16 protein-coding genes are annotated in these 14,688 nt (G+C 69.8%); 10 read left to right on the top strand and 6 right to left on the bottom strand.

Features of this window, described 5'->3' with window-relative positions; translation table 11 throughout:
* The first annotated feature begins 1 nt into the window (after position 1).
* The 3 genes from AC3RXZ_RS08635 to AC3RXZ_RS08625 are packed head-to-tail and all read left to right on the top strand — an operon-like array spanning position 2 to position 2,934.
* On the top strand, positions 2-772 hold the full coding sequence (locus tag AC3RXZ_RS08635; protein ID WP_243232390.1) for a succinate dehydrogenase iron-sulfur subunit: 771 nt from the start codon (positions 2-4) through the stop codon (positions 770-772).
* A gap of 20 nt (positions 773-792) precedes the next feature.
* Positions 793-2,085: a YihY/virulence factor BrkB family protein gene (locus AC3RXZ_RS08630; protein WP_491493750.1), complete on the top strand. Its 1,293-nt coding sequence runs from the start codon at positions 793-795 to the stop codon at positions 2,083-2,085.
* Between the two features lie 9 nt (positions 2,086-2,094).
* Positions 2,095-2,934, top strand: a complete 840-nt coding sequence (locus AC3RXZ_RS08625; protein WP_243232387.1) for an exodeoxyribonuclease III — start codon at positions 2,095-2,097, stop codon at positions 2,932-2,934.
* 144 nt (positions 2,935-3,078) lie between these two features.
* Here AC3RXZ_RS08625 and AC3RXZ_RS08620 read toward each other — a convergent pair whose 3' ends face one another.
* Positions 3,079-3,390 carry a hypothetical protein gene (locus AC3RXZ_RS08620; protein ID WP_243232385.1) on the bottom strand — a complete coding sequence of 104 codons (312 nt, stop codon included), beginning with the start codon at positions 3,388-3,390 and terminating at the stop codon, positions 3,079-3,081.
* A gap of 58 nt (positions 3,391-3,448) precedes the next feature.
* On the opposite strand from AC3RXZ_RS08620, the gene trpS reads away from it, so the two are divergent.
* Positions 3,449-4,453, top strand: coding sequence for a tryptophan--tRNA ligase (gene trpS, locus AC3RXZ_RS08615; protein WP_308220975.1), 1,005 nt, complete (start codon positions 3,449-3,451; stop codon positions 4,451-4,453).
* Between the two features lie 118 nt (positions 4,454-4,571).
* Complete coding sequence (locus tag AC3RXZ_RS08610; protein WP_491493749.1) at positions 4,572-5,294, top strand: hypothetical protein; 723 nt, start codon at positions 4,572-4,574, stop codon at positions 5,292-5,294.
* A gap of 6 nt (positions 5,295-5,300) precedes the next feature.
* On the opposite strand, the gene pth is transcribed toward AC3RXZ_RS08610, so the two are convergent.
* Complete coding sequence (gene pth / locus AC3RXZ_RS08605; protein ID WP_243232380.1) at positions 5,301-5,882, bottom strand: aminoacyl-tRNA hydrolase; 582 nt, start codon at positions 5,880-5,882, stop codon at positions 5,301-5,303.
* 83 nt (positions 5,883-5,965) lie between these two features.
* Positions 5,966-6,580 carry a 50S ribosomal protein L25/general stress protein Ctc gene (locus AC3RXZ_RS08600; protein WP_243232369.1) on the bottom strand — a complete coding sequence of 205 codons (615 nt, stop codon included), beginning with the start codon at positions 6,578-6,580 and terminating at the stop codon, positions 5,966-5,968.
* Positions 6,581-6,799: 219 nt separating this feature from the next.
* Here AC3RXZ_RS08600 and AC3RXZ_RS08595 point away from each other — a divergent pair, with 219 nt between their 5' ends.
* Together AC3RXZ_RS08595 and gnd are read left to right on the top strand one after the other, a co-directional pair.
* Positions 6,800-6,925, top strand: a complete 126-nt coding sequence (locus AC3RXZ_RS08595; protein WP_283818247.1) for a hypothetical protein — start codon at positions 6,800-6,802, stop codon at positions 6,923-6,925.
* Positions 6,926-7,034: 109 nt separating this feature from the next.
* The gene (gene gnd / locus AC3RXZ_RS08590; RefSeq protein WP_243232367.1) at positions 7,035-8,486 is read left to right on the top strand and encodes an NADP-dependent phosphogluconate dehydrogenase; all 1,452 of its coding nucleotides are present in this window, start codon (positions 7,035-7,037) and stop codon (positions 8,484-8,486) included.
* Positions 8,487-8,541: 55 nt separating this feature from the next.
* Here gnd and AC3RXZ_RS08585 read toward each other — a convergent pair whose 3' ends face one another.
* The 3 genes from AC3RXZ_RS08585 to AC3RXZ_RS08575 all read right to left on the bottom strand — a co-directional run bounded on the left by AC3RXZ_RS08585 (position 8,542) and on the right by AC3RXZ_RS08575 (position 11,530).
* The gene (locus AC3RXZ_RS08585) at positions 8,542-9,774 is read right to left on the bottom strand and encodes an FAD-binding oxidoreductase (protein WP_491493748.1); all 1,233 of its coding nucleotides are present in this window, start codon (positions 9,772-9,774) and stop codon (positions 8,542-8,544) included.
* Positions 9,775-9,851: 77 nt separating this feature from the next.
* Positions 9,852-11,003 (bottom strand): galactonate dehydratase, encoded by a 1,152-nt coding sequence (gene dgoD, locus AC3RXZ_RS08580; RefSeq protein ID WP_243232364.1) that lies wholly within the window; start codon positions 11,001-11,003, stop codon positions 9,852-9,854.
* Positions 11,000-11,530, bottom strand: a complete 531-nt coding sequence (locus tag AC3RXZ_RS08575; RefSeq protein ID WP_491493747.1) for a gluconokinase — start codon at positions 11,528-11,530, stop codon at positions 11,000-11,002. The genes dgoD and AC3RXZ_RS08575 overlap by 4 nt, the downstream gene beginning before the upstream one ends.
* Before the next feature lie 87 nt (positions 11,531-11,617).
* On the opposite strand from AC3RXZ_RS08575, the gene AC3RXZ_RS08570 reads away from it, so the two are divergent.
* Genes AC3RXZ_RS08570 through AC3RXZ_RS08560 form a run of 3 tightly spaced genes read left to right on the top strand, consistent with a single transcriptional unit; the run spans position 11,618 to position 14,684 of the window.
* On the top strand, positions 11,618-12,373 hold the full coding sequence (locus tag AC3RXZ_RS08570; RefSeq protein ID WP_308220974.1) for a FadR/GntR family transcriptional regulator: 756 nt from the start codon (positions 11,618-11,620) through the stop codon (positions 12,371-12,373).
* Positions 12,374-12,417: 44 nt separating this feature from the next.
* Positions 12,418-13,146 carry a response regulator transcription factor gene (locus tag AC3RXZ_RS08565; RefSeq protein ID WP_491493746.1) on the top strand — a complete coding sequence of 243 codons (729 nt, stop codon included), beginning with the start codon at positions 12,418-12,420 and terminating at the stop codon, positions 13,144-13,146.
* Between the two features lie 26 nt (positions 13,147-13,172).
* Positions 13,173-14,684, top strand: a complete 1,512-nt coding sequence (locus tag AC3RXZ_RS08560) for a sensor histidine kinase (protein ID WP_491493818.1) — start codon at positions 13,173-13,175, stop codon at positions 14,682-14,684.
* The last annotated feature ends 4 nt before the right edge of the window (positions 14,685-14,688 follow it).

Here is a 14,688-nt window from a genome sequence, read left to right as displayed (position 1 = left end):
CATGTCCACCGCTGTCGCAGAAGCGCCTGCCGCTGATTCCGCCGCGGACACGGGCGTCCAGTCCTTCCTGGTGACCTTCATCATCCGCCGGTTCGACCCCGAGGTCGACGCCGAGCCGCACTGGGTCGACTACGACGTGGAGCTGTACTCGACCGACCGCGTGCTCGACGCGCTGCACAAGATCAAGTGGGAGGTCGACGGCTCTCTCACGTTCCGACGCTCCTGCGCCCACGGCATCTGCGGCTCCGACGCCATGCGCATCAACGGCCGCAACCGCCTCGCCTGCAAGACGCTGATCAAGGATCTGGACATCTCCAAGCCGATCTACGTCGAGGCGATCAAGGGCCTGCCGCTGGAGAAGGACCTCGTGGTCGACATGGAGCCGTTCTTCGCGTCCTACCGCGAGGTGCAGCCGTTCCTCGTCGCGAGCACGACGCCCGAGAAGGGCAAGGAGCGCACGCAGTCCATCGCCGACCGCGCCATCTTCGACGACACCACCAAGTGCATCCTGTGCGCCGCGTGCACCTCTTCGTGCCCGGTGTTCTGGACCGACGGGCAGTACTTCGGCCCCGCCGCGATCGTCAACGCGCACCGCTTCATCTTCGACTCGCGCGACGACAACGCCGGCGTCCGCCTGGACATCCTCAACGACAAGGAGGGCGTGTGGCGCTGCCGCACGACCTTCAACTGCTCCGAGGCGTGCCCGCGCGGCATCGAGGTCACCAAGGCGATCGCCGAGGTCAAGCAGGCGGTGCTGCGCGGCCGCCCCTGACCCTTCGCTACCCTGACAGGGTGAGCCGCTCTGACAGCACCTCGACGCCGCGCAGCCCTCGCGAGCAGCGCGGGGCCGCGGACGTGGCGGCACGCGAGGAGCAGCATCTGCGCGCCCGCTGGGAGCAGACGCAGGAGAACCTCCGCGAACGCTTCGAGGAACCGCTCTCGCGTGCCACCGAGCTCACGCATCGCACGCTCGCCTGGTTCCCGGTCCGGGTGTGGCGCAACTTCCTGCAGCACGAGGGCTTCCTGCTCGCGGCCGGGGTGAGCTATCAGACGCTCTTCGCCGGCTTCGCCGCCGTCTACGTCGCGTTCGCGATCACCGGTCTCTGGCTGGGCGGGAACGCGGATGCCGTGGACGGCCTGATCAGCGTGATCAACAACTTCATCCCGGGCCTCATCGTCACCGACGGCGTCATCACGCCCGAGCAGGTCCAGGACATCGCCAGCGGGAACACCGGAACCCTCAGCATCACCGGCGCGATCGCCCTGGGAGCCCTCATCTGGACGGCCATCGGCGCGATCTCGTTCGCGCGCCGAGCCGTCCGAGGCGTCTTCGGCATCCCTCCCGACCGCCGGAACTACTTCCACCTGAAGGGCCTGGACCTGCTGGCCGCGATCGTCTTCGGGGCGGGGCTCGTGCTCGGGACCATGCTCGGCACGCTCGGGACCTGGGCCCTGGGCCTGGCCTTCGAGCTGATCGGCCTGAGCGAGGCGTCGCCGGTGTTCTCGCTGACCGTCCGGCTGGTCACGGTGGCGATCCTCTACATCGTCAACACCGTGCTTCTGGCCGGCCTGTTCCGCTTCCTCACGGGCACGCAGCTGACCTGGCGGCGCATCATGCCCGGCGCGTTCCTCGGCGCGGCGGCGACCACGGTGCTCCAGCTCGGGTTCGGCCTGTTCCTCGGCTACACCCCGTCCAACCCGCTGCTGGCGACGTTCACCGTGTTCATCGTCATGCTCCTCTGGTTCCGCCTCATCGGGATCGTGCTGCTCGTCGCGGCCTCCTGGATCGCCGTGGCCGCACAGGACAATCACGTGGCTCTCCTGCCGCAGTCGGAGGCCGAGCGCCTCGCCGCCGAGCACAGGGCGCTGCTGCTGGCGGCCCAGGTGCGGCTGCGCACGGCGCAGGAGGCCAGGGCGGGGGCGCCCTGGTACCGGATCTGGGCGGCCGATCGCGCGGTCCGCGAGGCGCACGACGAGCTGGAGCAGGTCGAGGCCGCCACCCCTCCCCCGCCGCAGCGGGGGCGCAGGCCCCGTCCCGGCTTGGGGGCGGCCGTTCCGGAGGGCGATGTCCGTCCCTCCGCCTAGGCTGGAGGCATGCCACATCTGCGTATCGCCTCGGTCAACGTCAACGGAATCCGGGCGGCCGCCCGCAACGGCATGAGCACCTGGCTGGACGCTGCGGACGTCGACATCCTCACCCTGCAGGAGGTGCGCGGACAGGATGAGCACCTGGAGGCCGCACTCCCCGGCTGGTCGATCATCCACGACGAGGCCACGGCCAAGGGGCGTGCGGGCGTCGCGATCGCCAGTCGCACCCCGGCCCTCGCGGTCAGGACGGACTTCGGACCGGCCGATTTCGACTCGAAGGGGCGCTGGATCGAAGGCGACTACCTGATCGGGGATCAGCCGCTGACGGTGGCGAGCGCCTACGTGCACACCGGCGAGGCGGACACCCCCAAACAGGACGAGAAGTGGAAGTTCCTGGATGCGTTCGGCGACCGTCTCACCGAGCTGGGCGCCGACGGTGCGCTCGCTCTCGTCACGGGCGACCTGAACGTCGGGCACCGCGAGCTGGACATCAAGAACTGGCGCGGCAATCGCAAGAAGGCCGGATTCCTCCCGCGAGAACGCGCGTACTTCGATCGCTTCCTCGGCGCAGCCGGAGCCGACGTGGATGCCGTGGACGGCACGACCGGACGCGGTCTGGGCTGGGTCGACGTCGGGCGCCGCTTCCACGGCGAGATCGACGGGCCGTACACGTGGTGGTCGATGCGGGGCAAGGCGTTCGACAACGACTCGGGATGGCGCATCGACTACCATCTGGCGAGCCCGGCGCTGGCCGACCGCGTGGAGTCCTACCACGTGGCGCGTGCGGCCTCCTACGATCAGCGCTGGAGCGATCACGCGCCCGTCGTCGTCGACTATCGGTACTGAGTCGCCGACGGAGCCGTCTTCTCGCCGGGCTCCGGAATCGCTCTCGTGACAGGGAGGCCGCGCGGAGACGCACCGAACGCGTGAGCATGTCGGTTTCGACGGCGCTCGCGCTCCGCGCGGACGCGCGGTCACGCCGTCAGGCCGTCAGGCCGTCAGCAGCGCGGCGAACAGCCCGATGCCGACGACGAGGAACGCGGCGAGACTGATGATCGCCGCGACGAGTCTGCGGCCGGCCGGGAACACGAGCGGGATCGACACCGCGGTCGGGATCGCGAGCACCAGCGCGAACAGCGTGCCGAAGATGAGCGTGTAGCCGTGAGGGTCGAAGGCACCGCCGAAGCGGCTGCTGAGCACCAGGACCGTGAACACGAGGAACGGCACGCCGAACAGCGCCGTCAGCACGATGCCGAGGATGCGCAGCCCGGCGCCGGTGGAGCGAGGTCCCGGAGCGGTCATACCGTGAGTCTGGCATCCCGCGGCGGACGGCATCCCGTCTCCCCATAGGATTGATACCGTGACGAAACCTCGCCTGTACTCCGGAATGCAGCCCTCCGCCGATTCCCTGCAGATCGGCAACTACATCGGAGCGCTGCTGCAGTGGCGGGAGCTGCAGACCTCCTATGACGCGTTCTTCTCGGTCGTCGACCTGCACGCGCTGACCGTGGCGCAGGACCCGAAGGAGCTGCGGGAGAAGACACGGCGCACGGCCGCGCAGTACATCGCCGCCGGCATCGAGCCGTCGCAGTCGACCCTCTACGTGCAGTCGCACGTGCGGGCGCACGCCGAACTCGCCTGGATCCTCTCGACGATCACAGGGTTCGGCGAGGCCGGCCGCATGACCCAGTTCAAGGACAAGTCTGCCCGCTACGGCGCCGAGGCGACGTCTGTGGGGCTGTTCACCTATCCGGTGCTGATGGCCGCCGACATCCTGCTGTACCAGACCGATGTCGTGCCGGTCGGCGACGACCAGAAGCAGCACGTCGAGCTCACCCGCGACCTGGCCGAGCGGTTCAACGCGCGTTTCGGGGAGGCGTTCGTGGTGCCGGTGCCGGTGATCCAGAAGGACACCGCTCGCATCTACGACCTGCAGAGCCCGACGGCGAAGATGTCGAAGTCGTCCGAGAGCGACGCGGGTGTGCTGTGGCTGCTCGACGACCCCGCGGCGACGGCGAAGAAGATCATGCGTGCGGTCACGGACAACGAGGGCAGCGTGCGCTTCGATCGCGAGAGCAAGCCGGGCGTCTCGAACCTGCTCACGATCTATGCGGCGCTCACGGGGCGCCAGGTCGCGGCGATCGAGGACGAGTACGCCGGCCGCGGGTACGGCGACTTCAAGAAGGGCCTCGCAGACGTCGTCGTGAACGAGTTCGAGCCGGTGCGTGCGCGCGCGCTGGAGCTGCTGGACGATCCGGCCGAGCTGGACCGAATCCTCGCCGCGAACGCGGAGAAGGCGGATGCCGTCGCCGACGCGACCCTCGCCTCGGTGTACGACAAGGTCGGGCTGCTTCGACGCGTCTGAGCACGCGTGTTCCGAACTCCTGCAGAATCATCGGATTCCGGCCCGGCACCGGTCCCGGCATCCGGATCTGCAGGTTTCGACACGCGGATCGAGCACCCCTCCCCCGTAGGATGGGGGCGTGACCGATCCGCAGCTGCCAGACGGCTTCCGCCCCGCTCCCCCGCCCGCGCCTCCGGTTCCGCCGGCAGGTGCCGAAGCCGGACAGCAGACTGCCCCGAGCGGGCGGCCGGACGGCGGCACGCCGTCACCCGAGGGTCCCGCACGCGACGTCGCACCCTTCGGCGCGCCCGCACCCGGGGCGCAGCCGGGCGGCGATGCGTTCTCCGCGCCCGCGTTCCCGGCGCCGACGCCCCCGTACCAGGCCCCGGGCGGCGCCTACCAGGTCCCCGTGGGCGGCTATCAGGCTCCGGCCGGAGCGTATACCGTCGCCCCCGCGCCGGAGACCCCGTCCCGGACCACCGGCGTGATCGCACTGGTCCTGTCCCTCGCGGCCGCGATCCTGATGCCGGTCATCGGCGGCTTCGCGTCCTGGGAGGTCGGGCGACGCATCCCCAGCGCCCTGGAGAACGTCACGACCGCCGATCTCGAGTCGCTCGCGTTCCTGTCACCGGCACGCGACCAGGTCCTGTGGGCCGAACTGTCGTTCTGGGCGGGTACGGTGCTCGGCATCGCCGCGTTCATCCTCGGCGTCATCGCGATCGTCAAGCGCCGCGGCCGGGGTATGGGCATCGCCGCGCTCATCGTCGCCGTGATCGGGCCGGTGATCTTCTTCATCGTGGCGTTCTTCGCGCTCAGCATCGGCGCCGCCGTCGGCTCCGCGGCGCTCCTCGGCGCGGTCTGACGCCGCTCAGCGCGGCGCGTGGTGCGTCTGCTGCGCGGCGAGCAACCCGTCCGCGACCAGCGTCTCGACGGCGTCCGCGGCATCCGAGACCAGGATCGGCAGGTTCTTGCGCTCCTCGCCGCCGAACGGCGCGAGCACCCAGTCCGACGGATCCTGGCGTCCCGTCGGACGTCCGATCCCGACGCGCACGCGCGGGAACTCCGCCGTCGTCAGTGCGCTCGCGACGTCGCGGACGCCGTTGTGCCCGCCGTGACCGCCGCCGGTCTTGAGCTTGATCGTGTCGAACGGGATGTCCAGCTCGTCGTGCACGACGATCACGCGCTCGGACGGCACGGTGTAGAACCGCGCGAGCGCCGCGACGGGGGTCCCGGAGACGTTCATGAACGTGTTCGGCTTGGCCAGCACGAGCTTGTCCGCTCCCGGGCGCAGCCAGGTCTCCACGACCCTGGCCCCCGCCTTGTGCACGCGGAAGGTCTCGCCCCGACGCGCGGCGAGCTCGTCGACCACCATCTGACCGATGTTGTGCCGTGTCGTCTCGTAACGCGGACCCGGGTTCCCGAGCCCGACGACCAGCCACGTGTGCGCCACGGCACGCTCCTCTCGAACATCGCCAGGATATGGCAGAGGGGACACGATCACTCGCGTCCCCTCTGCCGGAAGTGCGGCGGAGATTACTCCGCAGCTGCCTCTTCGGAAGCCTCTTCGCCGGCCTCGGCCTCGCCCTCCGGCTCCTCCGCAGCCTCGGTGGCGGCGGGAACGGAGATCGCGACGACCAGCAGCTCGGGGTCGGCGAGCAGCGTCGCACCCTTGGGCAGCTTCACGTCGGCCGCGGTGATGTGCGCGCCCTCCTCGAGACCCTCGATCGAGACCTCGACGTGCTCCGGGATGTGCGTGGCCTCGACCTCGACGGCGAGCGTCGTGGCGTCGAGGTTCGCGATGGTGCCCGAGAACGACTCACCGGTGAGGACGACAGGGACGTCGACCTGGATCTTCTCGCCCTTCTTCACGACCAGCAGGTCGATGTGCTCGATGATCTGGTGCACGGGGTCCTTCTGGACGTCCTTCACCAGGGCGAGCTGGCTCTTGCCCTCGATGTCGAGCTCGAGCAGCGCGTTGGCGCGGCGGATGATCAGCGCGACCTGGTGGCCCGGGAGTGCGACGTGCACCGGGTCGGTGCCGTGGCCGTAAAGCACGGCGGGGATCTTGCCTGCAGCGCGCAGGCGACGGGCGAAGCCCTTGCCGAAGCTGTCGCGCAGCTCGGCGATGACCTTGGTGTCGTCAGACATGGGTTCTCCTTCTGGCACGCGACGGACGGCCGCGTGGTGGTCTTGAGTTCGGCTTCTCGAACGCAGACGCGAGAATCCAGCCACGAGGACTGCTTCGCCGCGTCGATCACGGATGCCGCGCACGCGAAGCATCCCTCGCCGAGGAACTTCTCAATCGTACCCGATGCCCGGGTAGGCTGAAGACACCCGACTTCCTTCCCACGAACCAGGAGTTCTGCAATGCTCGACGGCGCCTTCTTCTCCCACGCGATCGCCTGGCTCATCGGCGCCATGGCGGTGTGCGCCACGGTCGGCGTCGCCGGAGCCCTGTTCGCGATGGGCCGCTCGGGCTACCGCAAGGACTGAGCCGCACAACGTAACCCGCGCGTCGTGAGCGGCGCGTCCGGGTAATCTGGAAGGGTCCGCAGCCGCGCGGTTCCGCGCCCGGGCGATCCCCCTCACGGAAGGTGCATCAATGTCCTCTGCCGGCCAGGCAAACATCGGAGTCGTCGGACTCGCCGTCATGGGCTCGAACCTCGCCCGCAACCTCGCCAGCCGCGAGGGCAACACGGTGGCGATCTTCAACCGCAGCTTCGAGAAGACGCAGACGCTGCTGGACGAGCACCCCGAGGCCGGCTTCATCCCGGCATCCACGTATCAGGAGTTCGCCGACTCCCTGCAGAAGCCGCGCACCGCGATCATCATGGTCAAGGCCGGTGGACCGACGGATGCCGTGATCGACTCCCTGCTCGAGGTCTTCGAGCCCGGGGACATCATCGTCGACGGCGGCAACGCGTACTTCCCCGACACCATCCGCCGCGAGAAGGCGGTCCGCGAGACGGGCGTGAACTTCGTCGGTGCCGGGATCTCCGGCGGCGAGGAGGGCGCGCTCACCGGCCCCAGCATCATGCCCGGCGGCTCGGACGAGTCGTGGGTCACGCTCGGCCCGATCCTCAAGTCCATCGCAGCGGTCGCCGAGGGCGAGCCCTGTGTCACGCACGTCGGTCACGACGGCGCGGGGCACTTCGTGAAGATGGTGCACAACGGCATCGAGTACGCCGACATGCAGCTCATCGCCGAGGCGTACGACCTGATCCGCCGCGGCACGGGCAAGACCCCCGCCGAGATCGCCGACATCTTCGCCGAGTGGAACAAGGGCGAGCTCGAGTCCTACCTGATCGAGATCACCGCCGAGGTGCTGCGTCAGATCGACGCGGCCACCGGCAAGCCGCTCGTCGACGTCATCCTCGACCAGGCCGGAGCCAAGGGCACCGGGGCCTGGACCGTTCAGACCGCGCTGTCGCTCGGCGTCCCGGTCTCGGGCATCGCCGAGGCGACCTTCGCCCGTTCGCTGTCCAGCCACCCCGAGCAGCGCGAGGCCGCCGCCTCCCTGCCCGGCCCGGACGAGGCGTTCTCGGTCTCTGACGAGGCGGCGTTCATCGAGGACGTCCGCCTGGCGCTGTACGCCTCGAAGATCGTCGCCTACTCGCAGGGCTTCGACGAGATCCGCGCAGGTGCGGCCGAGTACGGCTGGAACATCGACCTCGGCGCCATCAGCAAGATCTGGCGCGGCGGCTGCATCATCCGCGCGCAGTTCCTCAACCGCATCGCGGACGCCTACGCCGAGACCCCGGATCTGCCCGTCCTCATGACGGCGCCGTACTTCGCCGAGGCGCTCACCCGCGGCCAGGCCGCGTGGCGCCGCGTCGTGGTGACCGCCGCTCAGGCGGGGATCCCGGCTCCGGCGTTCTCGTCGTCGCTGTCGTACTACGACGGCATCCGCGCCGACCGCCTGCCGGCGGCACTCGTGCAGGGGCAGCGCGACTTCTTCGGCGCGCACACCTACAAGCGCATCGACAAGGACGGCACGTTCCACACTCTGTGGTCGGGCGACCGCACCGAGATCGAGGCCGAGGACACGCACTGACGTCTCGCGGACGCTGAAGGTCCGGGGAGCCCGCGGGCTCCCCGGACCTTCGCTTTCACGGCACGATGTTGTGATTGCGCCGGAACAGGTTCTCCGGATCCCAGGTCCGCTTGATCTCCCTCAGGCGCTCGCGAGCAGCCGGCGCGAACATGCCGGCCACCGCCTCGGGGCGCTCCGTGGGGGAGAAATTGCTGTACTCGGCGATCCGGTTCCGCTCGATCACCGCCCAGTCCGCGAGGATCTCGGCCCTCGTGTCGTCGTCGACGAGCCCCGGGATGTCGAAGGCGCCGGCCATGACGAACCAGGTCGCCTCCCGCGCGGGGAAGGCCGTGGCCTCCTGCGTGACGTCTCCGAACGCACCGCCGAGCGAGCGCAGGAACAACACGGATGCCGGGTATGCGGCGCGGAACGCGAGCAGGCGGTCGATGAGATCGTCGTCCAGACGCACGTAGAGGCCGTTGCCGCCGACGAAACCGGGCGGCACCTGCTCCTCACCCTCCGCCGGCACCGGCGGCTCCATCAGGATGTCGCGATAGGCCGGCGTGGTGATGTCGGCCTCGACGCCGTCGAGCCGCGTGATGGGCTCGAGAACAGCGCGCAGACGCTCCGCGTCGGCTCCCGCCCACACGGCGCTGAGGCTCGCCCCCGCGGGCGCACTCGGATCCATCGGCGGCACGTCCATATAGGTCACGGTGAGCTCGCGCGGTGCATCGGTCAGCAGGTCGCGTACCGCCCGCAGCACGGACGCCGGATCCGCGAACCGGGTCTCGGCGAAGGCGATGCCGTCCAGGCGGTGCGCGGCGAAATCGAATCGCGTCACGACACCGAAGTTTCCGCCTCCCCCGCGCAGCGCCCAGAACAGATCAGGGTTCTCGTCGGCAGACGCCTCGATGACGTCGCCGTCCGCGGTCACGACCTCGACGCCGATCAGCTGATCAGCCGCCAGCCCCCAGGAGCGGACCATCCATCCGACGCCTCCGCCGAGGGTCAGCCCGCCCACGCCCACCGTCGCGGTGTCACCGGAGCTGATCGCGAGTCCGTGACCGGCCAGGGTCGCCGCGACATCGCCCCACACCGCCCCGCCGCCGACCCGCACGGTCGTGCCGTCCACGTCGACACTGTTCAGCTCCGAGAGCTCGATACGCAGCCCCGGGCTCGACCCATGGGACCAGGGTCCATGCCCGCCGGAGACGACGGTCACGGGGAGGGACTCCTGCTTCGCACGCCGCACCGCGGCGGCGACGTCTTCAGTGGTGGAGGGGCGGATGACGACAGTGGGTTCGGTCATGCCGCCACGCTAGCCTCCCGGTCAGACATCGACCAGAGACAGTCAGAGCACGACAGCCGATCCTCGCTCCCGGCCGCTCACCACTCCGCCACAGAGCCGTCCGGATGCCGCCACACGGGGTTCTGCCAGCGCTCCCAGCGCCCCGCGGCATCCCTGACCGCTCGCTCGTCGATCTCGATCCCGAGCCCCGCTCCGGTGGGCCGCGCGAAATGACCGTCCACGAACTTCAGCGGCGCTGTATCGGCGACGTAGTCCAGCACCTCGGCGCCGGCGTTGTAGTGGATGCCGATCGACTGCTCCTGGATGAGGTGGTTCGGAGACGCGAAGCCGACCTGGAGACAGGACGCCAGGGCCAGCGGTCCGAGGGGGCAATGCGGGGCGATGACGGCATCGAAGGTCTCCGCGAGCGAGGCGATGCGGCGCACCTCGGAGATGCCGCCGGCGTGCGACACGTCCGGCTGGAGGATCGCCGTCCCGGCCTGCAGCACGGGCAGGAACTCCTGCCGGCTGTACAGCCGCTCCCCTGTCGCGATCGGGATCGTCGTCGCGTCGACGACGCGGCCGATCATGTGCGAGTTCTCCGGGACGACCGGCTCCTCGATGAAGAACGGATGCAGCGGCTCGAGCAGCGGCGCCAGACGGCGTGCCGTGGCGAGAGTGAAGCGCCCGTGCAGGTCGACGGCCACGTCGCGGTCCGGACCCAGCACCTCGCGCGCTGCGGCGACCCGGGAGACGACGCCGTCGAGCTCGGCCACCGAGCCGTTGCGGCTCATGCGACCGGACGCGTTCATCTTCACCGCGGTGAGTCCCACGTCGAGCTGCGCGGCGATGTGATCGGCCACCTCGGAGGGCTCGTCACCGCCGACCCAGCCGTAGGCGCGGATGCGTTCGCGCACCGCCCCTCCGAGCAGATCGTGCACGGGAACGCCGAGCCGCTTGCCCTTGAGGTCCCACAGCGCCTGGTCGACCCCGGCCACGGCGCTGGCGAGCACGGCACCGCCCCGATAGAACTGCCCCTTGGCGAGCACCTGCCCGTGCTCCTCGATCAGACCGGGGTCCTTGCCGACGAGGTACACCGCGAACTGGTCGACGGCGGCGCGCACCACGTCCGCATAGCCTTCGAGCGAGGCCTCGCCCCACCCGACGAGGCCGTCCGCCGTCTCGATCCGGACGAACAGCCAGCGCGGAGCGACCGGGAACGTCTCGACGCGTTCGATCACGTCGCTCATGCGCCGCCCTCCGCCCGGAATCCGGAGTAATCCGCCAGCACGATGTCCACGATCTCCTCGGGCGTGGACACGACGCTCACACGGATTCCGTCCTCGTCCGCGGCCAGCGGCTCGAGGGTGTCGTACTGCGACCGCAGGAGCGTCGCGGGCATGTACTCGTGATCCCGCGCGCCGACGCGCTCGGCGACCAGTTCGATCGGCCCCCAGGGCTCGACGAAGTAGGCGTGCGGTACGTGCGCGCGGATGAGGTCGCGGTAGCGGCGGCGCAGTGCGGAACAGGCGATGACGGCTCCCCCGCACGACTCGCGCTCGGCGAGCACGCCGCCCACCAGGTGCAGCCACGGCTCGCGATCGGCATCCGTCAGTGGCGTCCCGGCCGCCATGAGGGCGATGTTGCGCTCCGGGTGCAGGTCATCGCCGTCGACGAACGCGACGCCGAGCGCCTCGGCGAGCCTGCGCCCGACGGTCGACTTGCCCACTCCCTGCGTTCCCATGACCACGATCGAGACCGCGTGCTGCTTCGTCACCGTCGACACTCCTCACTTCTGCCCCCAGGCTATCGAGAATAAGTATGATGACTCAACTCCTCGGAGAGGGAAAGGTATGCTTATCCTGTGACCGAGCCCGAGGAGACCCCGCCGTCCGGGAACGGCGATCTGCGCGGCATCGTGCTCGACACGCTCGGGCACGAGATCTGCGACGGCCTCATCGCGACGGGAGCCACCTTCACGACCGAGTCGATCCAGACCCGCTTCGAGGTCTCGCGCTCGGTCGTCCGCGAGGCGCTGCACGCTCTGGAGGCCCTGGGGCTGATCTCCGCGAAGCGCCGCGTCGGCGTGCGCGTGCTGCCGGAGAGCCACTGGAACGGCTTCGACCTCCAGGTGATCCGATGGCGCCTGGCCGGTCGGGGCCGGATCGCGCAGCTGCGGTCGCTCACCGAACTGCGCGGCGCCATCGAACCCGCCGCCGCTCGACTCGCCGCCGTGCGCGCACCGCTGGAGGGCGCCGGAGATCTCGTGGGGGTCGCCGGGCGGCTGTGGGCCGCGGGGCGCGAGGGCGACGCCGACGCCTTCCTCCACCTGGATGCGCGGTTCCACCGCCTCGTGCTCGAGATGAGCGGAAACGAGATGTTCGCCCAGCTGCACCCGCTCGTCGAGGAGGTCATGCGCGGACGCACGCGATACGGCCTCATGCCGCAGCATCCGGCCCCCGAGGCCCTGCAGTGGCACATCGACATCGCGACGGCCATCCAGGCCGGTGAAGCCGACAGGGCCGCGGCCGCGATGTCCGCGATCACCGAGCGCTCCCTCGCGGAGATGAGCTCGATCTGGGGCCGCGACACCGGCGACGGATTCACAGCCAGGACATAACGCACTCCATAGAAATCACATAGGAGACTCCGCAGAATGGGGTCATGACCAACGATCTGCCTGATCTCCGCCGCCCGGACGGCTCGCCGCTGCGCATCCTCGCCGTGGACGACGAGCAGATGCTCACCGACCTGCTCGCGATGGCGCTGCGCATGGAGGGCTGGGAGGTGCGCACGGCCTCGTCCGGCCTCGAGGCACTGCAGGTGGCCAGGGATTTCGAGCCCGACGCGCTCGTCCTCGACATCATGATGCCGGACCTGGACGGCATGTCCGTGCTCAAGCGGCTGCGCGAGTCGGGGAACTTCGTGCCCGTGCTGTTCCTGACCGCGAAGGATGCCGTCAGCGACCGCATCGCCGGGCTCACGGCGGGGGGCGACGACTACGTCACCAAGCCCTTCAGCCTGGAGGAGATCATCGCGCGGCTGCGCGCCATCATCCGCCGCACCGGTCACGCCACGGCCGACGATGCCCAGTCCATCCTGCGAGTGGCCGACCTGACGCTCAACGAGGACAGCCACGAGGTCGTGCGCGCGGGCGACGAGATCGAGCTCACCGCGACCGAGTTCGAGCTGCTGCGCTACCTCATGCGCAACGAGCGACGGGTCCTGTCCAAGTCCCAGATCCTCGATCGCGTCTGGAGCTACGACTTCGGCGGCAAGTCCTCCGTCGTCGAGCTGTACATCTCATACCTGCGCAAGAAGATCGACGCGGGACGCACGCCGCTGCTGCACACCGTCCGCGGCGTCGGGTACATGATCAAGGCACCGCAGTGACGACGGCGAACCCGACCCGCCGGCCGGTGAGCCTGCAGACCCGGCTGATGGCGGCGGTCATCGGGTTCGTCTCCCTCATTCTCATCATCGTGGCGCTGATCACGAGCGCGACGCTGGGGCGGACGCTCGAGGACCAGCTCGACCAGAAGGTGCTCTCCAACCTCGGCCAGCTCAGTTCCCTGACGGATCCGCGGATCCAGCGGGCCGAGCTGTACGGAATCGAGCCCACGGCCCAGACCGTGATCGAGGGCGTCCCCTCCGGCGACGGCGTGCTGTTCGCGATCGCCGGCGGGCCCGACGCCATCGCGCCGAGCGGAGTGATCGTCGAACAGGGCGAGACGAACGAACTCACCTCGGATCAGCTGAGCCAGGTCGCCAAAGGCATCCAGCACAACCTGACCACGGTCACCATCGACGGACTCGGGTCGTACCGCCTGGCCGCAAGCCAGACGGAGCACGGCATCACCGTCGTCACGGGGCTCCCCCGTGATGAGATCCAGAACACGCTGACGCGCCTGTTCACGGTCATCGCGATGGCGACGCTCGGCGGGCTGATCCTGCTCGCGCTCACCACGGCGATCACGATCCGGGTGGGCCTGCGCCCGCTCCGGGCGGTCGCCGCCACCGCGACCCGCGTCGCGAACCAGCCGCTCGACCGCGGCGAGGTCTCGATCACCGAACGCGTCCCCGCCGCCGAAGCGGACCCGCGCACCGAGACCGGGCTCGTGGGCGCCGCGCTGAACACGCTGCTCGACCACGTCGACAGCTCGCTGTCCGCGCGCCAGCAGAACGAGGAGCGCATGCGGCGCTTCGTCGCCGACGCGAGCCATGAGCTGCGCACACCGCTCGCCTCGATCCGCGGGTACTCCGAGCTGTCGCTCAAGGCACTCGACAAGGCGGAGAAGGACGGCACCGCGCAGTCTCCCGCGGCCATGCAGAGCACGGAGTCCGCGCTCGAGCGCATCCAGGCCCAATCGCTGCGGATGACGCGGCTCGTCGAGGACCTGCTGCTGCTCGCACGTCTGGACGAGGGACGCGAGCTCGTCTACGGCACGGTCGATCTCACGCAGCTGGCCGTGGAGGGAGTCGCCGATGCACGGCCGACCGCACCGGACCACGTCTGGAATCTCGACGTGCCCGAGGAGCCGGTCGTCGTCCTCGGCGACACCGGCCGCCTGCACCAGGTGGTCACCAATCTCCTGGCGAACGCGCGCACCCACACGCCGGCCGGCACCGAGATCACGCTGACGGTCGCGCGCGAGGGCGAGCACGGCATCCTCCGCGTGCACGACGACGGCCCGGGCATCGATCCAGGCGTGCGCGACGAGTTGTTCGCCCGGTTCGCCCGAGGGGACAGCTCGCGGGCCCGCCAGACCGGAGGCACGGGACTCGGCCTGGCGATCGTGAAGGCGATCGTGGAGGGCCATCACGGAGACATCGCGGTGGACAGCCGGCCGGGGTCGACGACCTTCACGGTCCGGATCCCCGCGAATCCGGCGTCCGTCGACGCGCAGCCGGACGAGGCTGCGACCGCCTGATCGC

The sequence above is a fragment of the Microbacterium cucumeris genome (assembly GCF_058349845.2).
Note: the sequence above shows the minus strand (reverse complement) of the source record. Positions and strands in the feature narration are given on the sequence as shown.

What these genes read in the sequence shown, in the direction of transcription:
- AC3RXZ_RS08625 (WP_243232387.1), top strand. Translation starts at nt 2,095, where the DNA reads ATGCCACATCTGCGTATCGCCTCGGTCAACGTCAACGGAATCCGGGCG.
- AC3RXZ_RS08565 (WP_491493746.1), top strand. Translation starts at nt 12,418, where the DNA reads ATGACCAACGATCTGCCTGATCTCCGCCGCCCGGACGGCTCGCCGCTG.
- AC3RXZ_RS08620 (WP_243232385.1), bottom strand. Translation starts at nt 3,390, where the DNA reads ATGACCGCTCCGGGACCTCGCTCCACCGGCGCCGGGCTGCGCATCCTC.
- AC3RXZ_RS08635 (WP_243232390.1), top strand. Translation starts at nt 2, where the DNA reads ATGTCCACCGCTGTCGCAGAAGCGCCTGCCGCTGATTCCGCCGCGGAC.
- AC3RXZ_RS08595 (WP_283818247.1), top strand. Translation starts at nt 6,800, where the DNA reads ATGCTCGACGGCGCCTTCTTCTCCCACGCGATCGCCTGGCTCATCGGC.
- dgoD (WP_243232364.1), bottom strand. Translation starts at nt 11,003, where the DNA reads ATGAGCGACGTGATCGAACGCGTCGAGACGTTCCCGGTCGCTCCGCGC.
- AC3RXZ_RS08600 (WP_243232369.1), bottom strand. Translation starts at nt 6,580, where the DNA reads ATGTCTGACGACACCAAGGTCATCGCCGAGCTGCGCGACAGCTTCGGC.
- gnd (WP_243232367.1), top strand. Translation starts at nt 7,035, where the DNA reads ATGTCCTCTGCCGGCCAGGCAAACATCGGAGTCGTCGGACTCGCCGTC.
- AC3RXZ_RS08585 (WP_491493748.1), bottom strand. Translation starts at nt 9,774, where the DNA reads ATGACCGAACCCACTGTCGTCATCCGCCCCTCCACCACTGAAGACGTC.